Source organism: Polaromonas aquatica (assembly GCF_050626995.1).
In the GTDB taxonomy this organism is placed as follows: domain Bacteria; phylum Pseudomonadota; class Gammaproteobacteria; order Burkholderiales; family Burkholderiaceae_C; genus Polaromonas; species Polaromonas aquatica_A.
The window spans coordinates 1,465,809-1,483,394 of the sequence record NZ_CP192467.1 but is presented as its reverse complement, the minus strand read 5'-3'; the positions used below and the strand labels follow the sequence as shown (position 1 = coordinate 1,483,394).

Below are 17,586 nucleotides of genomic sequence, written 5' to 3'. Positions count from 1 at the left end.
TCAGACGGCCTCAGGCGCGTACCAATGGGGGTTTGCGCGCCAGCAGCATGGCGTCGCCATAGCTGAAAAAACGATAGCGCTCCGCAATCGCGTGGCGATACAGCGCCATGATGTGTTCGTAGCCCGAAAACGCGCTGACCAGCATCATGAGTGTGCTTTTGGGCAGGTGAAAGTTCGTCAGCAGCAGATCGACGACGGCAAACTCAAAGCCGGGTGTGATGAAGATATTGGTGTCGTTGCAGTCCGGGCCGAATTTGGCGTGGGACTCCAGCGCCCGCACGGTGGTGGTGCCCACCGCCACCACCCGGCCGCCGCGCGCCTTGCAGGCCGCGATGGCTTCTTGCGTGGCGGGGGGGACCTCAAAACGTTCGAAGTGCATGGTGTGGTCGGCAATGTTTTCGGCCTTGACCGGCTGGAAAGTGCCTGCACCCACGTGCAAGGTTACGCTGGCGCGCCGGATGCCGCGCGCCTCCAGCTCGGCCAGCACGGCCTCATCAAAATGCAGCGCGGCCGTGGGCGCCGCCACGGCGCCAGGGTTTTTGGCAAACACCGTCTGGTAGCGCTGCTCGTCGTCGGCGGAATCCGTGTGGGTGATGTAGGGCGGCAACGGCACATGGCCGTGCTGCGCCATCAACGCATACGGGTCGCTGCTCAGGCGGAAGCGATAAAGCGGCCCGCTTTCTTCGGGCCAGCGGCCCAGCAAGGTAGCGGTAAAGCCGCCGTCCATCTGCAGCACCGCGCCCGGCAGAGGCTTCTTGCTGACCTTCATATGGGCGGCGACTTCATGGCCTTCGTCCGCATGGGGCGATAGCACACGCTCGATCAGCAGTTCGAGTTTTCCGCCGCTGGCCTTTTGGCCGAAGAGCCGCGCCTTGACGACTTTGGTGTCGTTGAAGACCAGCAGGTCGCCCGGCAGCAGCAAGCCGGGAAGCTCGGTGAACCGGCGGTCCACAGGCGGGTCGTCCCGGCCGTCAAGCAGGCGCGACGCGCTGCGCTGGGCCGCGGGGTGTTGGGCTATGAGTTCTGCGGGCAGTATGAAATCAAAATCGCTGAGGCTGAAATGAGTCTTCTTCATGAAGGCACAATTGTCCCATGTCGCCACCTGGTGCCTCCGCCCCAAAAGCCGCCTCGCCCGAGGCCGGGGACAGGGGTGCGCTCCGGCCGCTGGCTGCAAAAGCCCCGCCCAAATCCCCCGCGCAAAAAGCGCTCGAGAAAATGGGCCTGCGCCGCGACATCGACCTGGCCTTGCACCTTCCCCTGCGTTATGAGGACGAAACCCGCATCGTGCGGCTGGCCGATGCACGCGATGGCGACCTGGTGCAAATAGAAGGCGAGGTGACACACAGCGACATCGCCTTTCGGCCGCGCCGCCAGTTGCGGGTGACCGTGGACGACGGCAGCGGCACCTGCGTGTTGCGCTTCATCAATTTCTATCCGGCCCACCAGAAGACGCTCAGCGTGGGCGCCCGCGTTCGGGTGCGCGGCGAGATTCGCGGCGGCTTTGTGGCCCGTGAAATGATTCACCCCGCCTTCAGGCTGGCGGGCGGCGAGTTGCCGGGGGCGCTGACGCCGGTGTACCCCACCGTGGCCGGCCTGCCGCAGAACTATCTGCGCAAGGCGGTGCTCAGCGGCCTGGCGCGCGCCGATCTGCGTGAGACGGTTCCGGCGGAATTTTTAAGCAAAAACATGCCGCAGTCCCTATGGAACCTGCGCGACGCGCTACAGTTTTTGCACCACCCCACGCCGGATGTGGCGCTGTCCACGCTTGAAGATCGCAGCCACCCGGCCTGGCAGCGCCTGAAGGCCGAGGAGCTGCTGGCACAGCAGCTGTCGCAATTGCAGGCCAGGCGCATACGCGCCGCCATGCGCGCGCCGGCGCTCACCGGCCCGGCGATGCGCGGCACGCAGTGCACGCTGGAGGAGCAGTTGCTCGAGCGCCTGCCGTTTCGCCTCACGGGCGCCCAGCAGCGCGTGTGCAACGAGATCGAGGCCGACCTGAAGAAAAACATTCCCATGCACCGTCTGCTGCAGGGCGACGTGGGCGCCGGCAAAACGGTGGTGGCGGCCCGGGCCGCAGCCCGATGCATTGACGCAGGCTGGCAGTGCGCCCTGATGGCGCCCACGGAAATCCTGGCCGAGCAGCATTTCAGCAAGCTGATCGGCTGGCTTGAGCCCCTGGGCATCAAAACTGCCTGGCTGACCGGCAGCCAGAAGGCCAAGGAGCGGCGCGAGATGCTGGCGCTGATTGAAAGCGGCGCGGCGGGCCTGGTGATAGGCACGCATGCCGTGATCCAGGACAAGGTGAAGTTCAAAAACCTGGCACTTGCCATCATCGACGAGCAGCACCGCTTCGGCGTGGCGCAGCGGCTGGCCTTGCGCAGCAAGATGACCGAAGGCGGGCAGGAGCCACACCTTTTGATGATGACCGCCACACCGATTCCGCGCACGCTGGCGATGAGTTATTACGCTGACCTGGATGTGTCCACCATCGACGAGCTTCCACCCGGCCGAACGCCTATCGTGACAAAGGTAGTGAGCGATGCGCGCCGTGATGAAGTGATTACGCGCATCCGTGGCCAGCTGGCTGAAGGGCGGCAGATTTACTGGGTCTGTCCGTTGATCGAGGAAAGCGAGTCCATCGACCTGGTCAATGCCACACAGACACACGAAGCGCTGAGCGCGGCACTGCCCGGCGTCAACGTGGGGCTGCTGCATTCACGTATGCCGGTTGCCGACAAAAAAGCCGTCATGGGTCTTTTCACCGCCGGGAAAATGGGCGTTCTGGTCAGCACCACGGTGATCGAGGTCGGGGTGGACGTGCCCAATGCCTCACTGATGGTGATTGAGCACGCCGAGCGCTTTGGCCTCAGCCAGCTGCACCAGCTGCGCGGGCGGGTGGGACGGGGTGCGGCGGCTTCTGCCTGCGTGCTGCTGTATTCGACCGGTGAATCTTCGCGGCTGGGCGAAATGGCACGCGAACGCCTCAAGGCCATGGCGCAAACCAATGATGGTTTTGAAATCGCCCGGCGTGACCTGGAAATCCGCGGGCCCGGCGAATTCCTGGGGGCGCGGCAGTCGGGAGCGCCATTGCTGCGTTTCGCGGATCTCACGGTGGACACGCAATGGCTGGACTGGGCAAGGGATTTGGCACCCAGAATGCTGGATCACTACCGGCCATTGGCAAATTTGCACATCGCCCGCTGGTTGGGTGGAAAATCGGAATACCTCAAGGCTTGAGTGATCGGCCAACGGGGCAGGCAAAAATGATTTCAACAACACTTCACTAATAGACAAAGAGAGGGAAGACGAATGAACTGGATGACCAAATGCGCCGCTCTGGCACTGGCTGTAACCTTGACAGGCTGTGCCGGGACAAAATTCGTGAGACCAGCCGACAGCGAGCTGACATTGGGAAAAACCACCGAACAGGAGGTGATGGCTCGCTTGGGCAAACCCTTCCAGGAGGCAAGCGGCCTGTCCAATGGCAAGCAGATCCGCACGCTGGGATATGCCTACGCCTCCATGGGCGGTCAGGCCAAGACCGCGGGCGTGACGCCGGTTTATGCCTTGACCCTGGTGTTCAGTGAGGGCAAACTGGTCTCCAAGGCCTATTTGTCCAACATGAAGGATGACGCCACCGATTTCGACGAGAGCAAGGTTCCCTTGGTTGAGGTCGGCAAGACCACCGTGGCCCAGGTCAATACCCTGTTCGGGCCTGCGCCAGGCGAGGCGATTTTTCCGGTGATCAAACAGCCGGCAGGCCGTGCCGCGATATACAACTACCAGGAGATGAGGGGTTTCACGCCTAGCCAAAAAACCCTGATGGTGGTGTTTGATGTCCAAGGTGTCGTTGCCGACGTGGACTATAAGAACCAGGGTAAGTGGAAATAGGCGAAAGCCTGGAATCGCGAGACGCCATGACGCTGACCGAACTCAAATACATCGTTGCCGTTGCCCGGGAAAAGCATTTCGGCAAAGGGGCCGATGCGTGCCACGTCTCGCAGCCCACGCTCAGCGTGGCCATCAAGAAGCTGGAAGAAGAGCTGCAGGTCAAGCTCTTCGAGCGCAACGCCAACGAAATCACCGTGACGCCTCTGGGCGAAGAAATCGTGCGACAGGCTCAGAGCGTGCTCGAGCAGGCCGACAACATCCGTGAAATCGCCAAGCGCGGCAAGGATCCGCTGGCCGGGGCACTGCGGCTGGGCGTGATTTACACCATTGGCCCCTATTTGCTGCCGGATCTGGTGCGACAGGCCATTGCCCACACGCCCCAGATGCCGCTGATGCTTCAGGAAAATTTCACGGTCAAGCTGCTGGAAGAGTTGCGCACCGGGGAAATTGACTGCGCCATCCTGGCCGAGCCTTTTCCCGACACCAACCTGGCCATTGCGCCCCTGTATGACGAGCCTTTCATGGCGGCGGTGCCCAGCGCCCATGCGCTGGCGTCGCGCAAGAGCGTGACGGCCGAGGAACTCAAGAAGGAAACCATGCTGCTGCTCGGCACCGGCCATTGCTTCCGCGACCATGTGCTTGAGGTCTGTCCCGAATTTGCGCGCTTTTCCAGCAGCGCTGAAGGCATCAGCAAAAGCTTTGAAGGCTCCTCGCTGGAAACCATCAAGCACATGGTGGCGGCGGGCATGGGCATCACGCTGGTGCCCCGACTCGGTGTGCCCAAAGAGGCACTGGCCGAACAGGCTGCGGCCAAAAAGCCTGCCAAGGGGAAAACTGTCGCAGGCCGCAGCAAGGTCGCGGCAGAGCAGCCATCCTTCATCAAATACCTGCCGTTTGATGGCGATGTGCCGAGTCGGCGCGTAGTGCTGGCCTGGCGTCGCAGCTTCACGCGTTATGAGGCCATTGCCGCATTGCGCAACGCAATTTACGCTTGCGAGTTACCCGGGGTTATTCGCCTGTCGTGAGCCCGTCTGTGTCGGGTATTGCGGGCGGCCGCTGCGGCCCTCACCCTGATTTCGTAAAGTTAAAGTTACCCCTGCATTTTTAAAAAAGGAAACACCATGGCCAAGTCTTCTGCCAAGCCAGCCGGCAAAACCACCGGAAAGCCTGCACCTGCCATCAATATCGGCATCAGCGAAAAAGACCGCGCGGCAATCGCCAAGGGGCTGAGCCGCCTGCTGGCCGATACCTACACGCTCTACCTCACCACCCATAACTTCCACTGGAACGTGACCGGGCCGATGTTCAACACGCTGCACCTGATGTTCATGGCGCAGTACACCGAACTCTGGGCCGCGGTCGACCCGGTGGCGGAGCGCATCCGCTCGCTGGGCCACCCCGCACCGGGCTCCTACGCCCAGTTCAGCAAGCTGGCTTCCATTCCGGACGTGCCGGTGGTGCCGCCCAAAGCACTGGAGATGGTGCGCATTCTGGTGCAGGGCCATGAGGCTGTGGCACGTACCGCGCGCGAACTGTTTCCGCTGGCCGACAAGGCCAGCGATGAACCAACGGCCGATTTGCTGACGCAGCGCCTCACGGTGCATGAGCAGACGGCCTGGATGCTGCGTTCGTTGCTCGAAGAGTAATGTCCTCTGGCTTGCTGAAGCAAAAGCTCGGCCTCTACCTTCAGCTCGTTCGCTGGAGCCGTCCCGCGGGCTGGTTGCTGCTGCTCTGGCCCACGCTGTCGGCGCTTTGGATTGCGTCGCATGGCTTTCCGGGCTGGCATCTCATCGCAGTGTTCACGCTGGGAACCATCCTGATGCGCAGCGCGGGCTGCTGCATCAACGACGTGGCTGACCGGGAGTTTGACCGCCACGTCAAGCGCACCGCAGAACGGCCCGTGACTCGCGGGGCTGTGTCGGTGCGGGAGGCTCTTATCGTCGGCGCGGTGCTGGCGCTGCTCGCCTTTGGCCTGGTTCTCACCACCAACGCCGCCGCCATCGCCTGGTCATTTGCCGCGCTGGCCGTCACGCTGGTCTATCCGTATGCCAAGCGTTATGTTTCCATGCCGCAGGCAGTGCTGGGCGTTGCCTTCAGCTTCGGCATTCCGATGGCGTTTGCCGCTGTGCAGTCGCGGGTACCGATGCTGGCCTGGGTACTGCTGTTCGGTAACCTGTTCTGGGTGATCGCCTATGACACCGAATACGCCATGGTGGACCGTGACGATGACCTCAAGATAGGCATGAAAACTTCGGCCATAACGCTGGGGCGTTTTGACGTTGCAGGCGTCATGCTCTGCTACCTCCTTTACTTGTCAATTTGGGCTTGGGTCCTTATGGGCATTGTTCAGTCAGCTATTTATTTGATAGCGAGTGGAGTGGCCCTGGCGCAAGCACTGTGGCATGGCTGGCTGATCCGCAAACGGGAACGCGACGACTGCTTCAAGGCTTTCCGCCTGAATCACTGGCTGGGTTTTACGGTGTTTGCGGGGATTGCGCTGTCTTACCTGGGCCGTTGATGCGAAACCCCATCCATGAAAAAAGCCCGCGCTTCGCGGGCTTTTTGGGTAGCGTCTGCGATCAGACTGCGCCAGGATCATTTCGCTATTAAAAGCATAGCAACATGCGCCAATGTTAATTGGGCTAACGGCTATTTAGCCTCTAAATCTCAGCCGACGCCAAATTCATCACCCAGCTCGGCGGCGCGCTGCCGGGCAGCGTGAATGGCACGCATGAACTGCATCTTGACGCGGTCCTGTTCCATGGAAGTCAGTGCCGCATAGGTTGTCCCGCCCTTGGAAGTGACCCTCGCGCGCAACTCCTGGGGCGGCTCATCGGAGGCTTGCGCCAGGGCTGAAGCGCCCACAAAGGTGCCGATCGCGAGCTGGCGCGCCTGCGCGGGCGGCAGGCCCATGTCGGTACCGGCCTCGATCATCGCTTCGATGAAATAAAACACATAGGCCGGGCCCGAGCCGGACAGTGCGGTGACCGCGTCCAGCTGGGTTTCGTCCGCCAGCCACAGGTAATCTCCCGTGGGCTGGATAACTTTTTCGATCGTCAGCCGATCGGTGTTGGTGGCGGCAGTCCGGGCAAACAGCGCCGTCATGCCTTTGCCCACCAGCGCCGGCGTATTGGGCATGGCGCGCACCACCCGGTGCGTACCCAGCCAGTGCGCGATGCTGCTGGAGCGCACGCCCGCCGCCACGCTCAGGTGCAGCGCAGCTTTGGTATGAAGCTGCGTTTGCAGCGCCGCGTCCTTGAAGGTCTGCGGCTTGACGGCCCAGACCACCAGGCCAACGGTGGCCAGCGACGCGCCCGGCGCTTCATGGACCTGCACGCCGAATTGCTGCGTCAGCTTGGCGCGTTGCTCGGCGAATGGCTCAACGACCTGAATCTGGCCGGCGGGCAAGCCCTGCTTGATCAGGCCGCCAATGATGGCGCTGGCCATGTTGCCGCCGCCAATGAAGGCGATGTGCCCGTTGTTTGCGAGAGAGGTGGGTGTCATGCGTTGTCAGTCCAAAAATTCAAAGGCCAGCCATTGGCTGATTTGCCGGGAGCTGAAATTGTCGTCGCTAATGAAGACCAGGCTGCGGTTTCCGTTCGGAAGCACCGGGCCCCAAGCCATGCCCTCGGTATTGTCCAGGCGCTCCAGCCGCCGGCCGGGGCCTGGACCGGTGAAGGCGGAGAAGTCGGCAATGAGGGTTTTGTCCGCGGCGCGCCAGGCGCCAGCCTGCAGGGCGGGCGTTGCCAGCGTATCGGAACCCTGCCGGGTGTCGATGAGGTACAGGCGCAGCGAATTACCCCTTTCCGGGCCCCAGCCAGCCATATAAGCCCGCTCCAGCACCAGCATGCGGTCCGCATCGAGCATCAGGATTTCCACCACGCCGTTGTCGGCTTGGGTGGCCGGCGCGACAGGCGCGCGCGGAATGGCGTCGGGAACGTAGGCGATTTGCCGCAATACTTTCGCGTTGGCAAGATCAATTTGGGTGAAGCGGCAAGGTCCGCCCGGTGCCTGCACCGTGGGCATGGGGCCATCCTGGCGCATGGCGCTTTCCATGGCGATCCAGGCTGTCTTCCCATCGGGTGTCAGGGCCAGGCCTTCGAGTGCCCGATTGATGCGCGGCCCCCGGGTGAGATGAAAATCAAACATGGCCGGCAGCGTAAATTCGCGAACCAGTGTCCCGTCAGCCCGGCTTTCGCGCAGCTCCGGTGCCACGCCCGTCAGGGAATGCCCCTCAGTAATCCACAGCAGCGTCTGGCTATCGGAGCGCCAGCGGATCGCTTCCGGATCGGGAGCCTGGATGCCCCGCAATGCAGCGGCATACGTGCTGCTGTCGCCCTGGCGCAGGGGGGTGACGCCCAACAATTCCGGTGGACCCAGGCTGTTCATGCCCAGCGCGATGCGTGCGGTGTAAAACCGGGCGGGGTTGATGTTGGAACCATCGTCGCTGACGAGGTAATACAGGCCGCTGGCGGCGTCGTAGTCAATGCCCGAGAGCCCGCCCACCGTGGTGCCCTGGAATTGCAGGCGGTGCGCGATGCGGGACTCGCCGATCAGGCGCAGGCGCGTCGGCGCCAGCTGAGTGGACGCGGCCACCGGCTGCGGCGCTCCGCAGCCGGCCAGGCCCAGGACGGCCGCCGCGCCGGCTCCGAAGACCAGCCGGCGCCTTGAGGGTGTTGTGGCATACGCATTCATGCGGCCAAGTCTAGCGGCCGCGTTTGTGGGGAATGTGACAAGGCAGGGCACGCAGCCCGTATCGGGGCAGGGCGCGCCTACTGCAGCACGGTTTGCCGGACGGCGCGTTCCCACTGCTCCATGAGCGCGGCGGCCCGGTCCGCACCCAGTGTGGGCAAGAACTTGCGCTCGGCGCGCCACATGCCGGAGAGTTCGTCGATGCTGCTGTATACACCGCTGGACAACCCCGCCAGATAGGCTGCACCCAGCGCAGTGGTTTCGATCACGGCCGGCCGAATCACCGGGATGCCCAGCAAGTCGGCCTGGAACTGCATCAACAGGTCGTTGACACAAGCGCCGCCGTCCACTCGCAGCTCGGCCACGGGCGCGGCGCCGGCGCTCACTGCGTCGCGGCTCATGGCCTGAAGCAAGGCCGCGCTTTGGTAGGCGATGCTTTCCAGTGCGGCGCGCGCGATGTGGGCCACCGTGGTGCCGCGTGTGAGCCCGGTGATGGTGCCGCGCGCGTCGGGTTTCCAGTAGGGCGCGCCCAGGCCGGTGAAGGCCGGCACCATCATCACGCCGCCCGAGTCGGGCACGCTTTCGGCCAGGCCCTGCACTTCGGCGCTGCCCTTGATGGCGTGCAGGCCGTCACGCAGCCACTGCACAACCGCGCCGCCGACGAACACGCTGCCTTCGATGGCGAACCGGGTTTCTGTAGTCGCCTGCGCTGCACTGGTGGTTAATAGCCCGTTGTGCGAAGTTTGAAATTGCCCGCCGGTATGCATCAGCATGAAGCAGCCCGTGCCGTAAGTATTTTTGGCCATGCCGGCCTTGAAGCAGGCCTGGCCGAAGAGGGCGCTTTGCTGGTCGCCGGCCACGCCGCCGATAGGGATGGCATGGCCCAGCAACTCGGGACGCACCTCTGCGTAACGCGCACTCGAAGGCAGCACGCTGGGCATCAGCGAGGCCGGGATGCCCAGCAAGTCCAGCAGCTCGGCATCCCACTGGTTGGTATGCACATTGAACAGCATGGTGCGGGACGCATTGCTGACGTCGGTGGCATGCAGCGTGCCGCCCGTGAGCTGCCACATCAGCCAGCTGTCGATGGTCCCGAAAGCCAGTTCGCCGCGCTCTGCCTGCGTGCGCGCGCCGGGCACGTTGTCGAGCAGCCATTTGAGTTTGGTACCGGAGAAGTAGGCGTCGATCAGCAGACCGGTCTTGGACTGGATCAGGCTTTCCTTGCCCTGTTCGCGCAAGGCGGCGCAGGTGGCTTCGGCGCGCCTGTCTTGCCAGACGATGGCGTGGTGGACCGGCTGGCCGGTCTTGCGGTTCCAGACGGCGGTGGTTTCGCGCTGGTTGGTAATGCCCAGCGCACGGATATCGCTGGCCTTGATGTTGGCTTTGGCCAGCACTTCGCGCGCCGTGGCCAGCTGGGTGCGCCAGATTTCCATCAAGTCGTGCTCGACCCAGCCTGGCCTGGGGTAGATCTGCGGCAGCTCCTGCTGGGCCAGGGCCACTATGTGGCCGTGTTCGTCAAACACGATGCTGCGGGAACTGGAGGTCCCCTGGTCAAGGGCGAGGAGGTAGGTCATGCGCTGGAGTGTATGAAAAGGGGCCGGCGGCGCACAAGTGCGGTGGGATCAAGGGTGGGCGACTTCGCAGTTGACGTCAGCCTCGGCCAGCAAGGCCGGAAAGGGCTCGGGTGGGGGCAGGTCGGTGAACAACCGGTCAATCTGGGAGAGCGTGGCCAGTTCCACCATGGCGGGCCTGTTGAACTTGCTGCTGTCGGCTGCCAGCCAGACCTCGCGTGCGTGCTCAATGATGGTCTGGGCAACCTTGACTTCTCGGTAGTCAAAGTCGCGCAGCGAACCGTCGGACTCAATCCCGGAGATGCCGATGACGGCGATGTCGACCCGGAACTGGCGGATGAAGTCGACCGCCGCCTCGCCCACAATGCCCCGGTCACGTGCGCGCACCACGCCGCCGGCCACGATGACCTCGCAGTCGGTGTTGTCGCAGAGTATGGCCGCCACATTGAGGTTGTTGGTAATGACGCGCAGTCCCTTGTGGCCGAGCAGCGCCTTGGCGATGGCCTCGGTGGTCGTCCCGATATTCAGGATCAGCGAACAGTCATTGGGGATCCGCCTCGCCACCGCCTGGGCAATGCGCGCCTTGCCCTCGGCGTTGAGGCTTTCGCGCTGGCGGTGCGCAATGTTTTCAATGGTCGAGCTGGGCATGCGCACGCCGCCGTGAAAGCGTGTGAGCAGGCCTGCCTCGGACAGCCGCTGTACGTCCCGCCGAACGGTCTGCAGGGTGACGTCGAGTTTTTCCGCCAGCTGCTCGACGGAGGCCGAGCCATGGGTTCGCACAACGTCAAGAAGTTTGATTTGCCTGGGGTTGGAGTTCACGCGGGTCCGACTCTGGAGGATGTAGAAACTTTATATCGAAACAAAAGGAAACCGATTAGGGAAAACAATTAGATAAAACAAACACAAAAGAAGAAAAATAGAAAAAAATCGAACTTCACCCAGTTTCACCCAAAAGTTTCGCCGGGAGTGTTTTTCTTTGTTTACTTCGTCACGTTTTCTGTTTGCCGTGTGCCGGGCAGGGACGCCATCTGGCGTCCTTGTCTCTGTACAACACGGCTGTTCAGCCCGGCTTGACAGGGGAGCGCGATGATGCAGCTGGCCCTGGACCACATCACTAAAAAGGTGGGCGCCGAGCAATGGCTGTATGAGATGAGCCTTGCGCCGCGCAGCGGTGAAGTCACTGTGCTGCTGGGGGCAACGCAGGCTGGAAAAACCAGCCTGATGCGCATCATGGCGGGCCTTGATGTTCCCACGCAAGGCAAAGTCCTGGTCAATGAAGCCGACGTGACCGGCATGCCGGTTCGCGAACGGAACGTTGCGATGGTCTATCAGCAGTTCATCAACTACCCTTCGCTCCGGGTGGCGGACAACATCGCTTCACCTCTCAAGCTGCGCGGCGAAAAGAACGTTGACCAGACAGTGCGCAAACTGGCAGAGCGTCTGCATATCGAGATGTTCCTGGATCGTTATCCGGCGGAGCTGTCAGGCGGGCAGCAACAGCGGGTGGCCCTGGCGCGCGCTCTGGCCAAGGGTGCTCCCCTGATGCTGCTGGACGAGCCGCTGGTCAATCTGGACTACAAACTGCGCGAGGAATTGCGTGAAGAGCTGACCCAGCTTTTTGCGGCTGGCGATTCCACCGTGATCTATGCCACCACCGAGCCTGGCGAAGCCCTGCTGTTGGGCGGCTACACCGCAGTGATGGATGGCGGTGAATTGCTGCAGTACGGCCCGACGGCCGAGGTATTCCACTCGCCACGCTCGCTGCGCGTGGCCCGGGCTTTCAGTGACCCGCCCATGAACCTGATGGCGGCGCTGCCGGCCGCGCAAGGCCTGCAGCTGGCTGCAGGCCCGACCCTGGCGGTGGACTTGCCTGATGCGCCGGCGCAAAACCTCGCAACCCTCACGGCCGGTGTTCGCGGCAGTGCCTTGCGCGTCGAAGCGCGTGAAGGCGATGCAGCGTTGCCGGGAAAGGTCGAACTCGCAGAAATTTCCGGCTCCGACACGTTTGTCCACGTCGCCACGGCGGTGGGCGAGCTTGTGGCGCAACTGACCGGTGTGCATTACTTCGAGCTGGGCGCACCCATCACCCTGTTTCTCAGTCCGGCGCAGGTGTATGTGTTTGACGCGACCGGCACCCTGTTGCTGGCGCCTGAGCGCAAAGGGGGATCCGCATGAAGCATCTTCTTGCGCCGGCGGCTGCATTGTGGAGGTCTTATGGCGCGTATTGATCTTGATCTGGCCCACGCCTACCGGCCCAACCCTCGGGAGGACAGCGACTACGCGCTGCTTCCGTTGACCATGAGCTTTCGTGACGGCGGCGCCTATGCGCTGCTGGGCCCCTCGGGCTGCGGCAAGACCACCATGCTCAACATCATGTCGGGTCTGCTGGTGCCGTCGCAGGGTACGGTCAAATTTGACGGTGTGGATGTGACGCATGCTTCGCCGCAGCAGCGCAATATCGCACAGGTGTTTCAGTTCCCGGTGATCTACGACACCATGACGGTGGCGGAGAACCTGGCCTTTCCGCTGCGCAATCGCAAGGTGCCGGAAGACCAGATCAAAAAACGCGTCGGTGAAATCGCCGAGATGCTGGACATGAGTGGCCAGTTGAATCACCGTGCGGCCGGGCTGGCGGCGGACGCCAAGCAGAAAATCTCGCTCGGCCGCGGTTTGGTACGGCCTGATGTATCTGCCGTGCTGTTTGACGAGCCGCTCACGGTGATTGACCCGCATCTCAAATGGCAGCTGCGGCGCAAGCTCAAGCAGATTCACCATGAACTGAAGCTGACCCTGATTTACGTCACGCACGACCAGGTGGAGGCATTGACCTTTGCCGAGGAGGTGGTGGTCATGACCCGCGGCCGTGCGGTGCAAACCGGCTCTGCCGACGCGCTGTTCGAACGGCCTCGCCACACGTTTGTGGGGCACTTTATTGGCTCGCCGGGTATGAATTTCTTGCCGGCCACGGTTACCGATGGTGCACTGCGTGTCGCGGGCCGGCCCCTGGCCTTGCCGCAAGAGCGTGCCATGCCAGACGGCGAACTCAAGCTGGGCGTGCGTCCTGAATACGTGGTGAACACGGCGGCAGGCGATCCGGCGGCGTTGCCTTTTACTGTCACGCTGGTGCAGGACATCGGCACACATCTGATGCTGACGGCGCGGATTGGCGAGCACACGCTCAAGGCGCGTTTGAATCCGGCCTCCCGCGCGCCACAGGTGGGGGAAGAGGTTTGGCTGCAGGTCATGGGGCCGCATACCTGCCTGTATCTCAACGACGAATTGGTGGATGTATGAGCGCAGCGCAGAACCGCTTCAAGCAAGCTCCGGCCCCCTCGGGGGGCAGCGCAGTACACGCAGTGACAAGCGTGGGGGTAAATCCATGAGCACAACGACTAAACCGGTGAACCAGAAGGCCTGGCTGCTGGTGTTGCCAGTCATCATTTGCGTGGCGTTTTCTGCCATTCTGCCGCTCATGACGGTGGTTAACTATTCGGTGCAGGACATCATTTCGCCGGAGCGACGTGTGTTTGTCGGTACGGAATGGTTTGCATCGGTGATGCGCGACGAAGAACTTCATGCGGCGTTATGGCGGCAACTCACCTTCTCGCTGGCGGTGCTGGCCGTTGAAATTCCACTGGGCATCGCGCTGGCGCTGTCTATGCCCGCCCAAGGCTGGAAAGCCTCGCTGGTATTGGTGCTGGTGGCGCTCTCGCTGTTGATCCCGTGGAATGTGGTGGGCACGATCTGGCAGATCTATGGCCGGGCCGACATCGGGCTCCTGGGTGCCATGCTGCAAAAAGTGGGGTTTGACTACAGCTATACCGGCAACGCGGTGCATGCCTGGGTGACGGTGCTGTTGATGGATGTGTGGCATTGGACGCCGTTGGTGGCGCTGCTGGGTTACGCCGGCCTGCGCTCCATCCCGGACGCTTACTATCAGGCCGCGCGCATTGACGGGGCCAGTAAATTCGCGGTGTTCCGCTACATCCAACTGCCAAAAATGCGCGGCGTTCTGATGATTGCCGTGCTGCTGCGTTTCATGGACAGCTTCATGATTTACACCGAGCCTTTTGTGCTCACGGGCGGCGGGCCGGGAAATGCGACCACCTTCCTTTCGCAATACCTCACGCAAAAAGCCGTCGGTCAGTTCGACCTGGGACCGGCGGCGGCTTTCTCGTTGATTTACTTTTTGATCATCCTGTTGCTGTGCTTCATTCTCTACAACTGGATGCAGCGCGTGGGCACGCAGGAAAAGGAGGGTGGCAATGAATAAGCCCAAATTCCAGGCGCGCACGCTGTTCCTGGTTGCCTACATCGTTTTCGCGCTGTTGCCCATCTACTGGATGGTCAACATGAGCTTCAAGACAAACGCTGAAATTCTGTCGAGTTTCTCATTCTTCCCCCAGCACTTCACCTGGAACAACTACAAGACGATCTTCACCGACCCGTCCTGGTATTCGGGCTACATCAACAGCCTGATCTATGTGGCCATCAACACGGTGATTTCGGTGACGGTGGCGCTGCCGGCAGCCTACGCGTTTTCGCGTTACAGCTTCCTGGGCGACAAACACGTATTTTTCTGGTTGCTGACCAACCGCATGACGCCGCCGGCGGTGTTTTTGCTGCCGTTTTTCCAGCTTTACACCACAGTGGGGCTGATGGACACGCACATCGCCGTGGCGTTGGCGCATCTGCTGTTCAACGTGCCGCTGGCGGTGTGGATCCTGGAAGGTTTCATGAGCGGCATCCCGCGCGAGATTGATGAGACGGCATATATCGACGGCTATTCCTTTCCACGCTTCTTCGTGCGCATCTTCCTGCCACTCATCAAGGCCGGTGTTGGCGTGGCGGCCTTCTTCTGCTTCATGTTCAGCTGGGTGGAGCTGTTGCTGGCACGTACGCTGACCAGCGTCAACGCCAAACCCATCGTCGCGACCATGACACGCACGGTGTCGGCATCCGGCATGGATTGGGCCACGCTCGCCGCGGCGGGGGTATTGACCATCGTGCCGGGCGCCATCGTGATCTGGTTTGTGCGCAACTACATCGCCAAAGGCTTCGCAATGGGCAGGGTATGACCCCGTGCGAAAGAAAAGGAGAAGACCTTATGACCATCATTGGACCTATCAAGCGGCCGCCGCGGAACTGGCTTTGCCAGGCCGCTAGCGGCGCCCCCTTGAGGGGGAGCGCCGCAGGCGCACGGGGGGGAGCCCATGTTTGAGTGGATGGCCTGGACGACGCCCGTGGCAATTTTCTTTACCTGCATTGTGCTGATGCTGGTGGGCATGACGGTGTGGGAGCTGAAGTCGCCGACGACGATGCGGCGCGGCTTTTTGCCGCTGGAGACTACCCGCGGCGACCGGCTTTTTATCGGTCTGCTCAGTGCTGCGTACCTCAATCTTATCTTTGTGGGCATCAGCGGCAAGCTGGCCGGGTGGCTGGGCCTGGAGGGCGACCCGTCGATCTGGATCAGTTTTTTGCTGTCGATGGCTTTGCTCGCGTTCGTCATGCGCAAGGGATAGAAGTCAGAAAAAGGAACCCGGCTCATATTCCCCGGAGCCGAACAAGCCTTCAACCACGGGGAGTGAACCAATGAGGAGACAAATCATGAAGATGCGTTATACGGCCCTGGCAGTGGCCGCAGTGTGTGCCATGGCCAGCCCCAGCTGGGCCGACGAGGCGGCGGCCAAGAAATGGGTTGACAACGAATTCCAGCCTTCGACGCTGGCCAAGGACAAGCAACTGGCGGAGATGAAATGGTTCATCGATGCCGCCAAGAAGTTGCAGGCCAAGGGCGTGAAGGAAATCTCGGTGGTGTCCGAGACCATCACCACCCATGAGTACGAATCGAAGACGCTGGCCAAGGCCTTCGAGGAAATCACCGGCATCAAGGTCAAGCACGACCTGATCCAGGAGGGCGACGTGGTCGAGAAGCTGCAGACCTCCATGCAGTCCGGCAAGTCGATTTATGACGGCTGGATTTCCGACTCCGACCTGATCGGTACCCATTACCGCTACGGCAAGGTGCTGAACCTGACCGACTACATGGCTGGCAAGGGCAAGGAATACACCAATCCAGGCCTGGATCTCAAGGACTTCATCGGCACGAAGTTCACTACCGCCCCTGACGGCAAGCTCTACCAGCTGCCCGACCAGCAGTTCGCCAATCTGTATTGGTTCCGCGCCGACCTGTTTGCGCGCAAGGACCTGCAGGACAAGTTCAAGGCCAAGTACGGCTATGACCTGGGCGTGCCGCTGAACTGGAGTGCCTACGAGGACATTGCCGAGTTCTTCACCAACGATGTGAAGACCATTGACGGCAAGCCGATCTATGGCCACATGGACTACGGCAAAAAGGATCCCTCGCTGGGCTGGCGTTTCACCGATGCCTGGCTCTCGATGGCCGGCACCGCCGACATCGGTGCGCCCAACGGCCTGCCGATCGACGAATGGGGCATTCGCGTGGGGGCCGACAAGTGCACGCCCGTTGGGGCCTCGGTAGCCCGTGGTGGTGCGACGAACTCGCCAGCCGCCGTCTATGCGCTGACCAAGTATGTGGACTGGATGAAGAAGTACGCGCCCAAGGAAGCCACCGGCATGACTTTCGGTGAAGCCGGCCCGGTGCCTGCCCAGGGGCAGATCGCCCAGCAGATCTTCTGGTACACGGCTTTTACCGCCGACATGACCAAGAAGGGCTTGCCGGTCGTGAATGCTGATGGCACGCCGAAGTGGCGCATGGCGCCCGGCCCGAACGGCCCTTACTGGAAACAGGGCATGCAGAACGGCTACCAGGACGTCGGCAGCTGGACCTTCTTCGCCGCACACGACGAGAACAAAACGGCGGCCGCCTGGTTGTACGCGCAGTTCATCACCGCCAAAACCACGTCGCTGAAGAAGACCATCGTCGGCCTCACGCCGATTCGTGAGTCGGACATCCAGTCCAAGGCGATGACGGACATGGCGCCCAAGCTGGGCGGCCTGGTGGAGTTCTACCGCAGCCCAGCCCGTGTGGCATGGTCGCCGACCGGCACCAACGTTCCCGACTACCCCAAGCTGGCCCAGCTGTGGTGGAAGAACGTGGCGCAGGCCGTGACCGGTGAGAAGACACCGCAGGCCTCCATGGACACACTGGCCAATGAAATGGACGATGTGATGGGCCGACTCGAGCGTGCCGGCATGGCCAAGTGCCCGCCCAAGCTCAACCCCAAGGGCGACCCCGCCAAATGGCTGAGCGACAAGGCGGCGCCTTGGGCCAAACTGGCCAATGAAAAGCCCAAAGGCGAAACCATCAACTACGACAAGTTGCTGCAGGCCTGGAAAGACGGAAAAGTACGCTGATCCCGTGGCCGTGCAGTTCGCAAGTGCTGCACGGCCCTTTTTTTTCGGGATTCAGGTTAATGCAACAAGCGCCGGGGTAAGCTCGGCGCATTTT

The 17,586-nt window shown here is 62.0% G+C and carries 16 protein-coding genes; 11 read left to right on the top strand and 5 right to left on the bottom strand.

Annotated features, from left to right (window positions below):
* Positions 1-10 precede the first annotated feature (10 nt).
* A complete protein-coding gene (gene queA, locus ACQ4MS_RS07120; protein WP_431098677.1) occupies positions 11-1,075 on the bottom strand; it encodes a tRNA preQ1(34) S-adenosylmethionine ribosyltransferase-isomerase QueA in 1,065 nt (354 codons plus the stop codon).
* Positions 1,076-1,092: 17 nt separating this feature from the next.
* Here queA and recG point away from each other — a divergent pair, with 17 nt between their 5' ends.
* From recG to ubiA, 5 genes are all read left to right on the top strand, one after another.
* Positions 1,093-3,237 carry an ATP-dependent DNA helicase RecG gene (recG, locus tag ACQ4MS_RS07115; RefSeq protein WP_431098676.1) on the top strand — a complete coding sequence of 715 codons (2,145 nt, stop codon included), beginning with the start codon at positions 1,093-1,095 and terminating at the stop codon, positions 3,235-3,237.
* A 72-nt stretch (positions 3,238-3,309) separates the two neighbouring features.
* A complete protein-coding gene (locus ACQ4MS_RS07110) occupies positions 3,310-3,891 on the top strand; it encodes a hypothetical protein (RefSeq protein WP_431098675.1) in 582 nt (193 codons plus the stop codon).
* A gap of 26 nt (positions 3,892-3,917) precedes the next feature.
* The gene (locus ACQ4MS_RS07105; RefSeq protein WP_431099551.1) at positions 3,918-4,916 is read left to right on the top strand and encodes a LysR substrate-binding domain-containing protein; all 999 of its coding nucleotides are present in this window, start codon (positions 3,918-3,920) and stop codon (positions 4,914-4,916) included.
* Between the two features lie 96 nt (positions 4,917-5,012).
* On the top strand, positions 5,013-5,537 hold the full coding sequence (locus ACQ4MS_RS07100; RefSeq protein WP_431098674.1) for a Dps family protein: 525 nt from the start codon (positions 5,013-5,015) through the stop codon (positions 5,535-5,537).
* Positions 5,537-6,409: a 4-hydroxybenzoate octaprenyltransferase gene (ubiA, locus tag ACQ4MS_RS07095; RefSeq protein ID WP_431098673.1), complete on the top strand. Its 873-nt coding sequence runs from the start codon at positions 5,537-5,539 to the stop codon at positions 6,407-6,409. Before ACQ4MS_RS07100 ends, ubiA begins: the two co-directional genes overlap by 1 nt.
* A gap of 149 nt (positions 6,410-6,558) precedes the next feature.
* Here ubiA and proC read toward each other — a convergent pair whose 3' ends face one another.
* From proC to ACQ4MS_RS07075, 4 genes are all read right to left on the bottom strand, one after another.
* Positions 6,559-7,395, bottom strand: coding sequence for a pyrroline-5-carboxylate reductase (proC, locus tag ACQ4MS_RS07090; protein ID WP_431098672.1), 837 nt, complete (start codon positions 7,393-7,395; stop codon positions 6,559-6,561).
* 6 nt (positions 7,396-7,401) lie between these two features.
* Positions 7,402-8,586 (bottom strand): esterase-like activity of phytase family protein, encoded by a 1,185-nt coding sequence (locus ACQ4MS_RS07085; RefSeq protein WP_431098671.1) that lies wholly within the window; start codon positions 8,584-8,586, stop codon positions 7,402-7,404.
* 77 nt (positions 8,587-8,663) lie between these two features.
* Positions 8,664-10,157 carry a glycerol kinase GlpK gene (gene glpK / locus ACQ4MS_RS07080; RefSeq protein WP_431098669.1) on the bottom strand — a complete coding sequence of 498 codons (1,494 nt, stop codon included), beginning with the start codon at positions 10,155-10,157 and terminating at the stop codon, positions 8,664-8,666.
* 48 nt (positions 10,158-10,205) lie between these two features.
* Positions 10,206-10,973 (bottom strand): DeoR/GlpR family DNA-binding transcription regulator, encoded by a 768-nt coding sequence (locus ACQ4MS_RS07075; protein ID WP_431098668.1) that lies wholly within the window; start codon positions 10,971-10,973, stop codon positions 10,206-10,208.
* A 270-nt stretch (positions 10,974-11,243) separates the two neighbouring features.
* On the opposite strand from ACQ4MS_RS07075, the gene ACQ4MS_RS07070 reads away from it, so the two are divergent.
* The 6 genes from ACQ4MS_RS07070 (at position 11,244) to ACQ4MS_RS07045 (ending at position 17,492) form a co-directional block, all read left to right on the top strand.
* Positions 11,244-12,329 (top strand): ABC transporter ATP-binding protein, encoded by a 1,086-nt coding sequence (locus ACQ4MS_RS07070; protein WP_431099550.1) that lies wholly within the window; start codon positions 11,244-11,246, stop codon positions 12,327-12,329.
* 39 nt (positions 12,330-12,368) lie between these two features.
* Positions 12,369-13,448, top strand: a complete 1,080-nt coding sequence (locus ACQ4MS_RS07065; RefSeq protein ID WP_431098667.1) for an ABC transporter ATP-binding protein — start codon at positions 12,369-12,371, stop codon at positions 13,446-13,448.
* Positions 13,449-13,533: 85 nt separating this feature from the next.
* A complete protein-coding gene (locus ACQ4MS_RS07060) occupies positions 13,534-14,427 on the top strand; it encodes a carbohydrate ABC transporter permease (protein ID WP_431098666.1) in 894 nt (297 codons plus the stop codon).
* Positions 14,420-15,232, top strand: a complete 813-nt coding sequence (locus ACQ4MS_RS07055) for a carbohydrate ABC transporter permease (RefSeq protein ID WP_431098665.1) — start codon at positions 14,420-14,422, stop codon at positions 15,230-15,232. Before ACQ4MS_RS07060 ends, ACQ4MS_RS07055 begins: the two co-directional genes overlap by 8 nt.
* Before the next feature lie 135 nt (positions 15,233-15,367).
* A complete protein-coding gene (locus ACQ4MS_RS07050) occupies positions 15,368-15,676 on the top strand; it encodes a DUF2160 domain-containing protein (protein WP_431098664.1) in 309 nt (102 codons plus the stop codon).
* A gap of 85 nt (positions 15,677-15,761) precedes the next feature.
* Positions 15,762-17,492 (top strand): ABC transporter substrate-binding protein, encoded by a 1,731-nt coding sequence (locus tag ACQ4MS_RS07045; protein ID WP_431098663.1) that lies wholly within the window; start codon positions 15,762-15,764, stop codon positions 17,490-17,492.
* Positions 17,493-17,586: the final 94 nt, after the last annotated feature.

Excerpts from the sequence above, each read along its gene's own strand:
- ACQ4MS_RS07070 (WP_431099550.1), top strand. The coding sequence starts at position 11,244 with ATGCAGCTGGCCCTGGACCACATCACTAAAAAGGTGGGCGCCGAGCAA.
- ACQ4MS_RS07105 (WP_431099551.1), top strand. The coding sequence starts at position 3,918 with ATGACGCTGACCGAACTCAAATACATCGTTGCCGTTGCCCGGGAAAAG.
- proC (WP_431098672.1), bottom strand. The coding sequence starts at position 7,395 with ATGACACCCACCTCTCTCGCAAACAACGGGCACATCGCCTTCATTGGC.
- ACQ4MS_RS07045 (WP_431098663.1), top strand. The coding sequence starts at position 15,762 with ATGAAGATGCGTTATACGGCCCTGGCAGTGGCCGCAGTGTGTGCCATG.
- queA (WP_431098677.1), bottom strand. The coding sequence starts at position 1,075 with ATGAAGAAGACTCATTTCAGCCTCAGCGATTTTGATTTCATACTGCCC.
- ACQ4MS_RS07085 (WP_431098671.1), bottom strand. The coding sequence starts at position 8,586 with ATGAATGCGTATGCCACAACACCCTCAAGGCGCCGGCTGGTCTTCGGA.
- ACQ4MS_RS07050 (WP_431098664.1), top strand. The coding sequence starts at position 15,368 with ATGTTTGAGTGGATGGCCTGGACGACGCCCGTGGCAATTTTCTTTACC.
- ACQ4MS_RS07110 (WP_431098675.1), top strand. The coding sequence starts at position 3,310 with ATGAACTGGATGACCAAATGCGCCGCTCTGGCACTGGCTGTAACCTTG.
- glpK (WP_431098669.1), bottom strand. The coding sequence starts at position 10,157 with ATGACCTACCTCCTCGCCCTTGACCAGGGGACCTCCAGTTCCCGCAGC.
- ACQ4MS_RS07055 (WP_431098665.1), top strand. The coding sequence starts at position 14,420 with ATGAATAAGCCCAAATTCCAGGCGCGCACGCTGTTCCTGGTTGCCTAC.
- ACQ4MS_RS07065 (WP_431098667.1), top strand. The coding sequence starts at position 12,369 with ATGGCGCGTATTGATCTTGATCTGGCCCACGCCTACCGGCCCAACCCT.
- ACQ4MS_RS07100 (WP_431098674.1), top strand. The coding sequence starts at position 5,013 with ATGGCCAAGTCTTCTGCCAAGCCAGCCGGCAAAACCACCGGAAAGCCT.
- ubiA (WP_431098673.1), top strand. The coding sequence starts at position 5,537 with ATGTCCTCTGGCTTGCTGAAGCAAAAGCTCGGCCTCTACCTTCAGCTC.
- recG (WP_431098676.1), top strand. The coding sequence starts at position 1,093 with ATGTCGCCACCTGGTGCCTCCGCCCCAAAAGCCGCCTCGCCCGAGGCC.
- ACQ4MS_RS07060 (WP_431098666.1), top strand. The coding sequence starts at position 13,534 with ATGAGCACAACGACTAAACCGGTGAACCAGAAGGCCTGGCTGCTGGTG.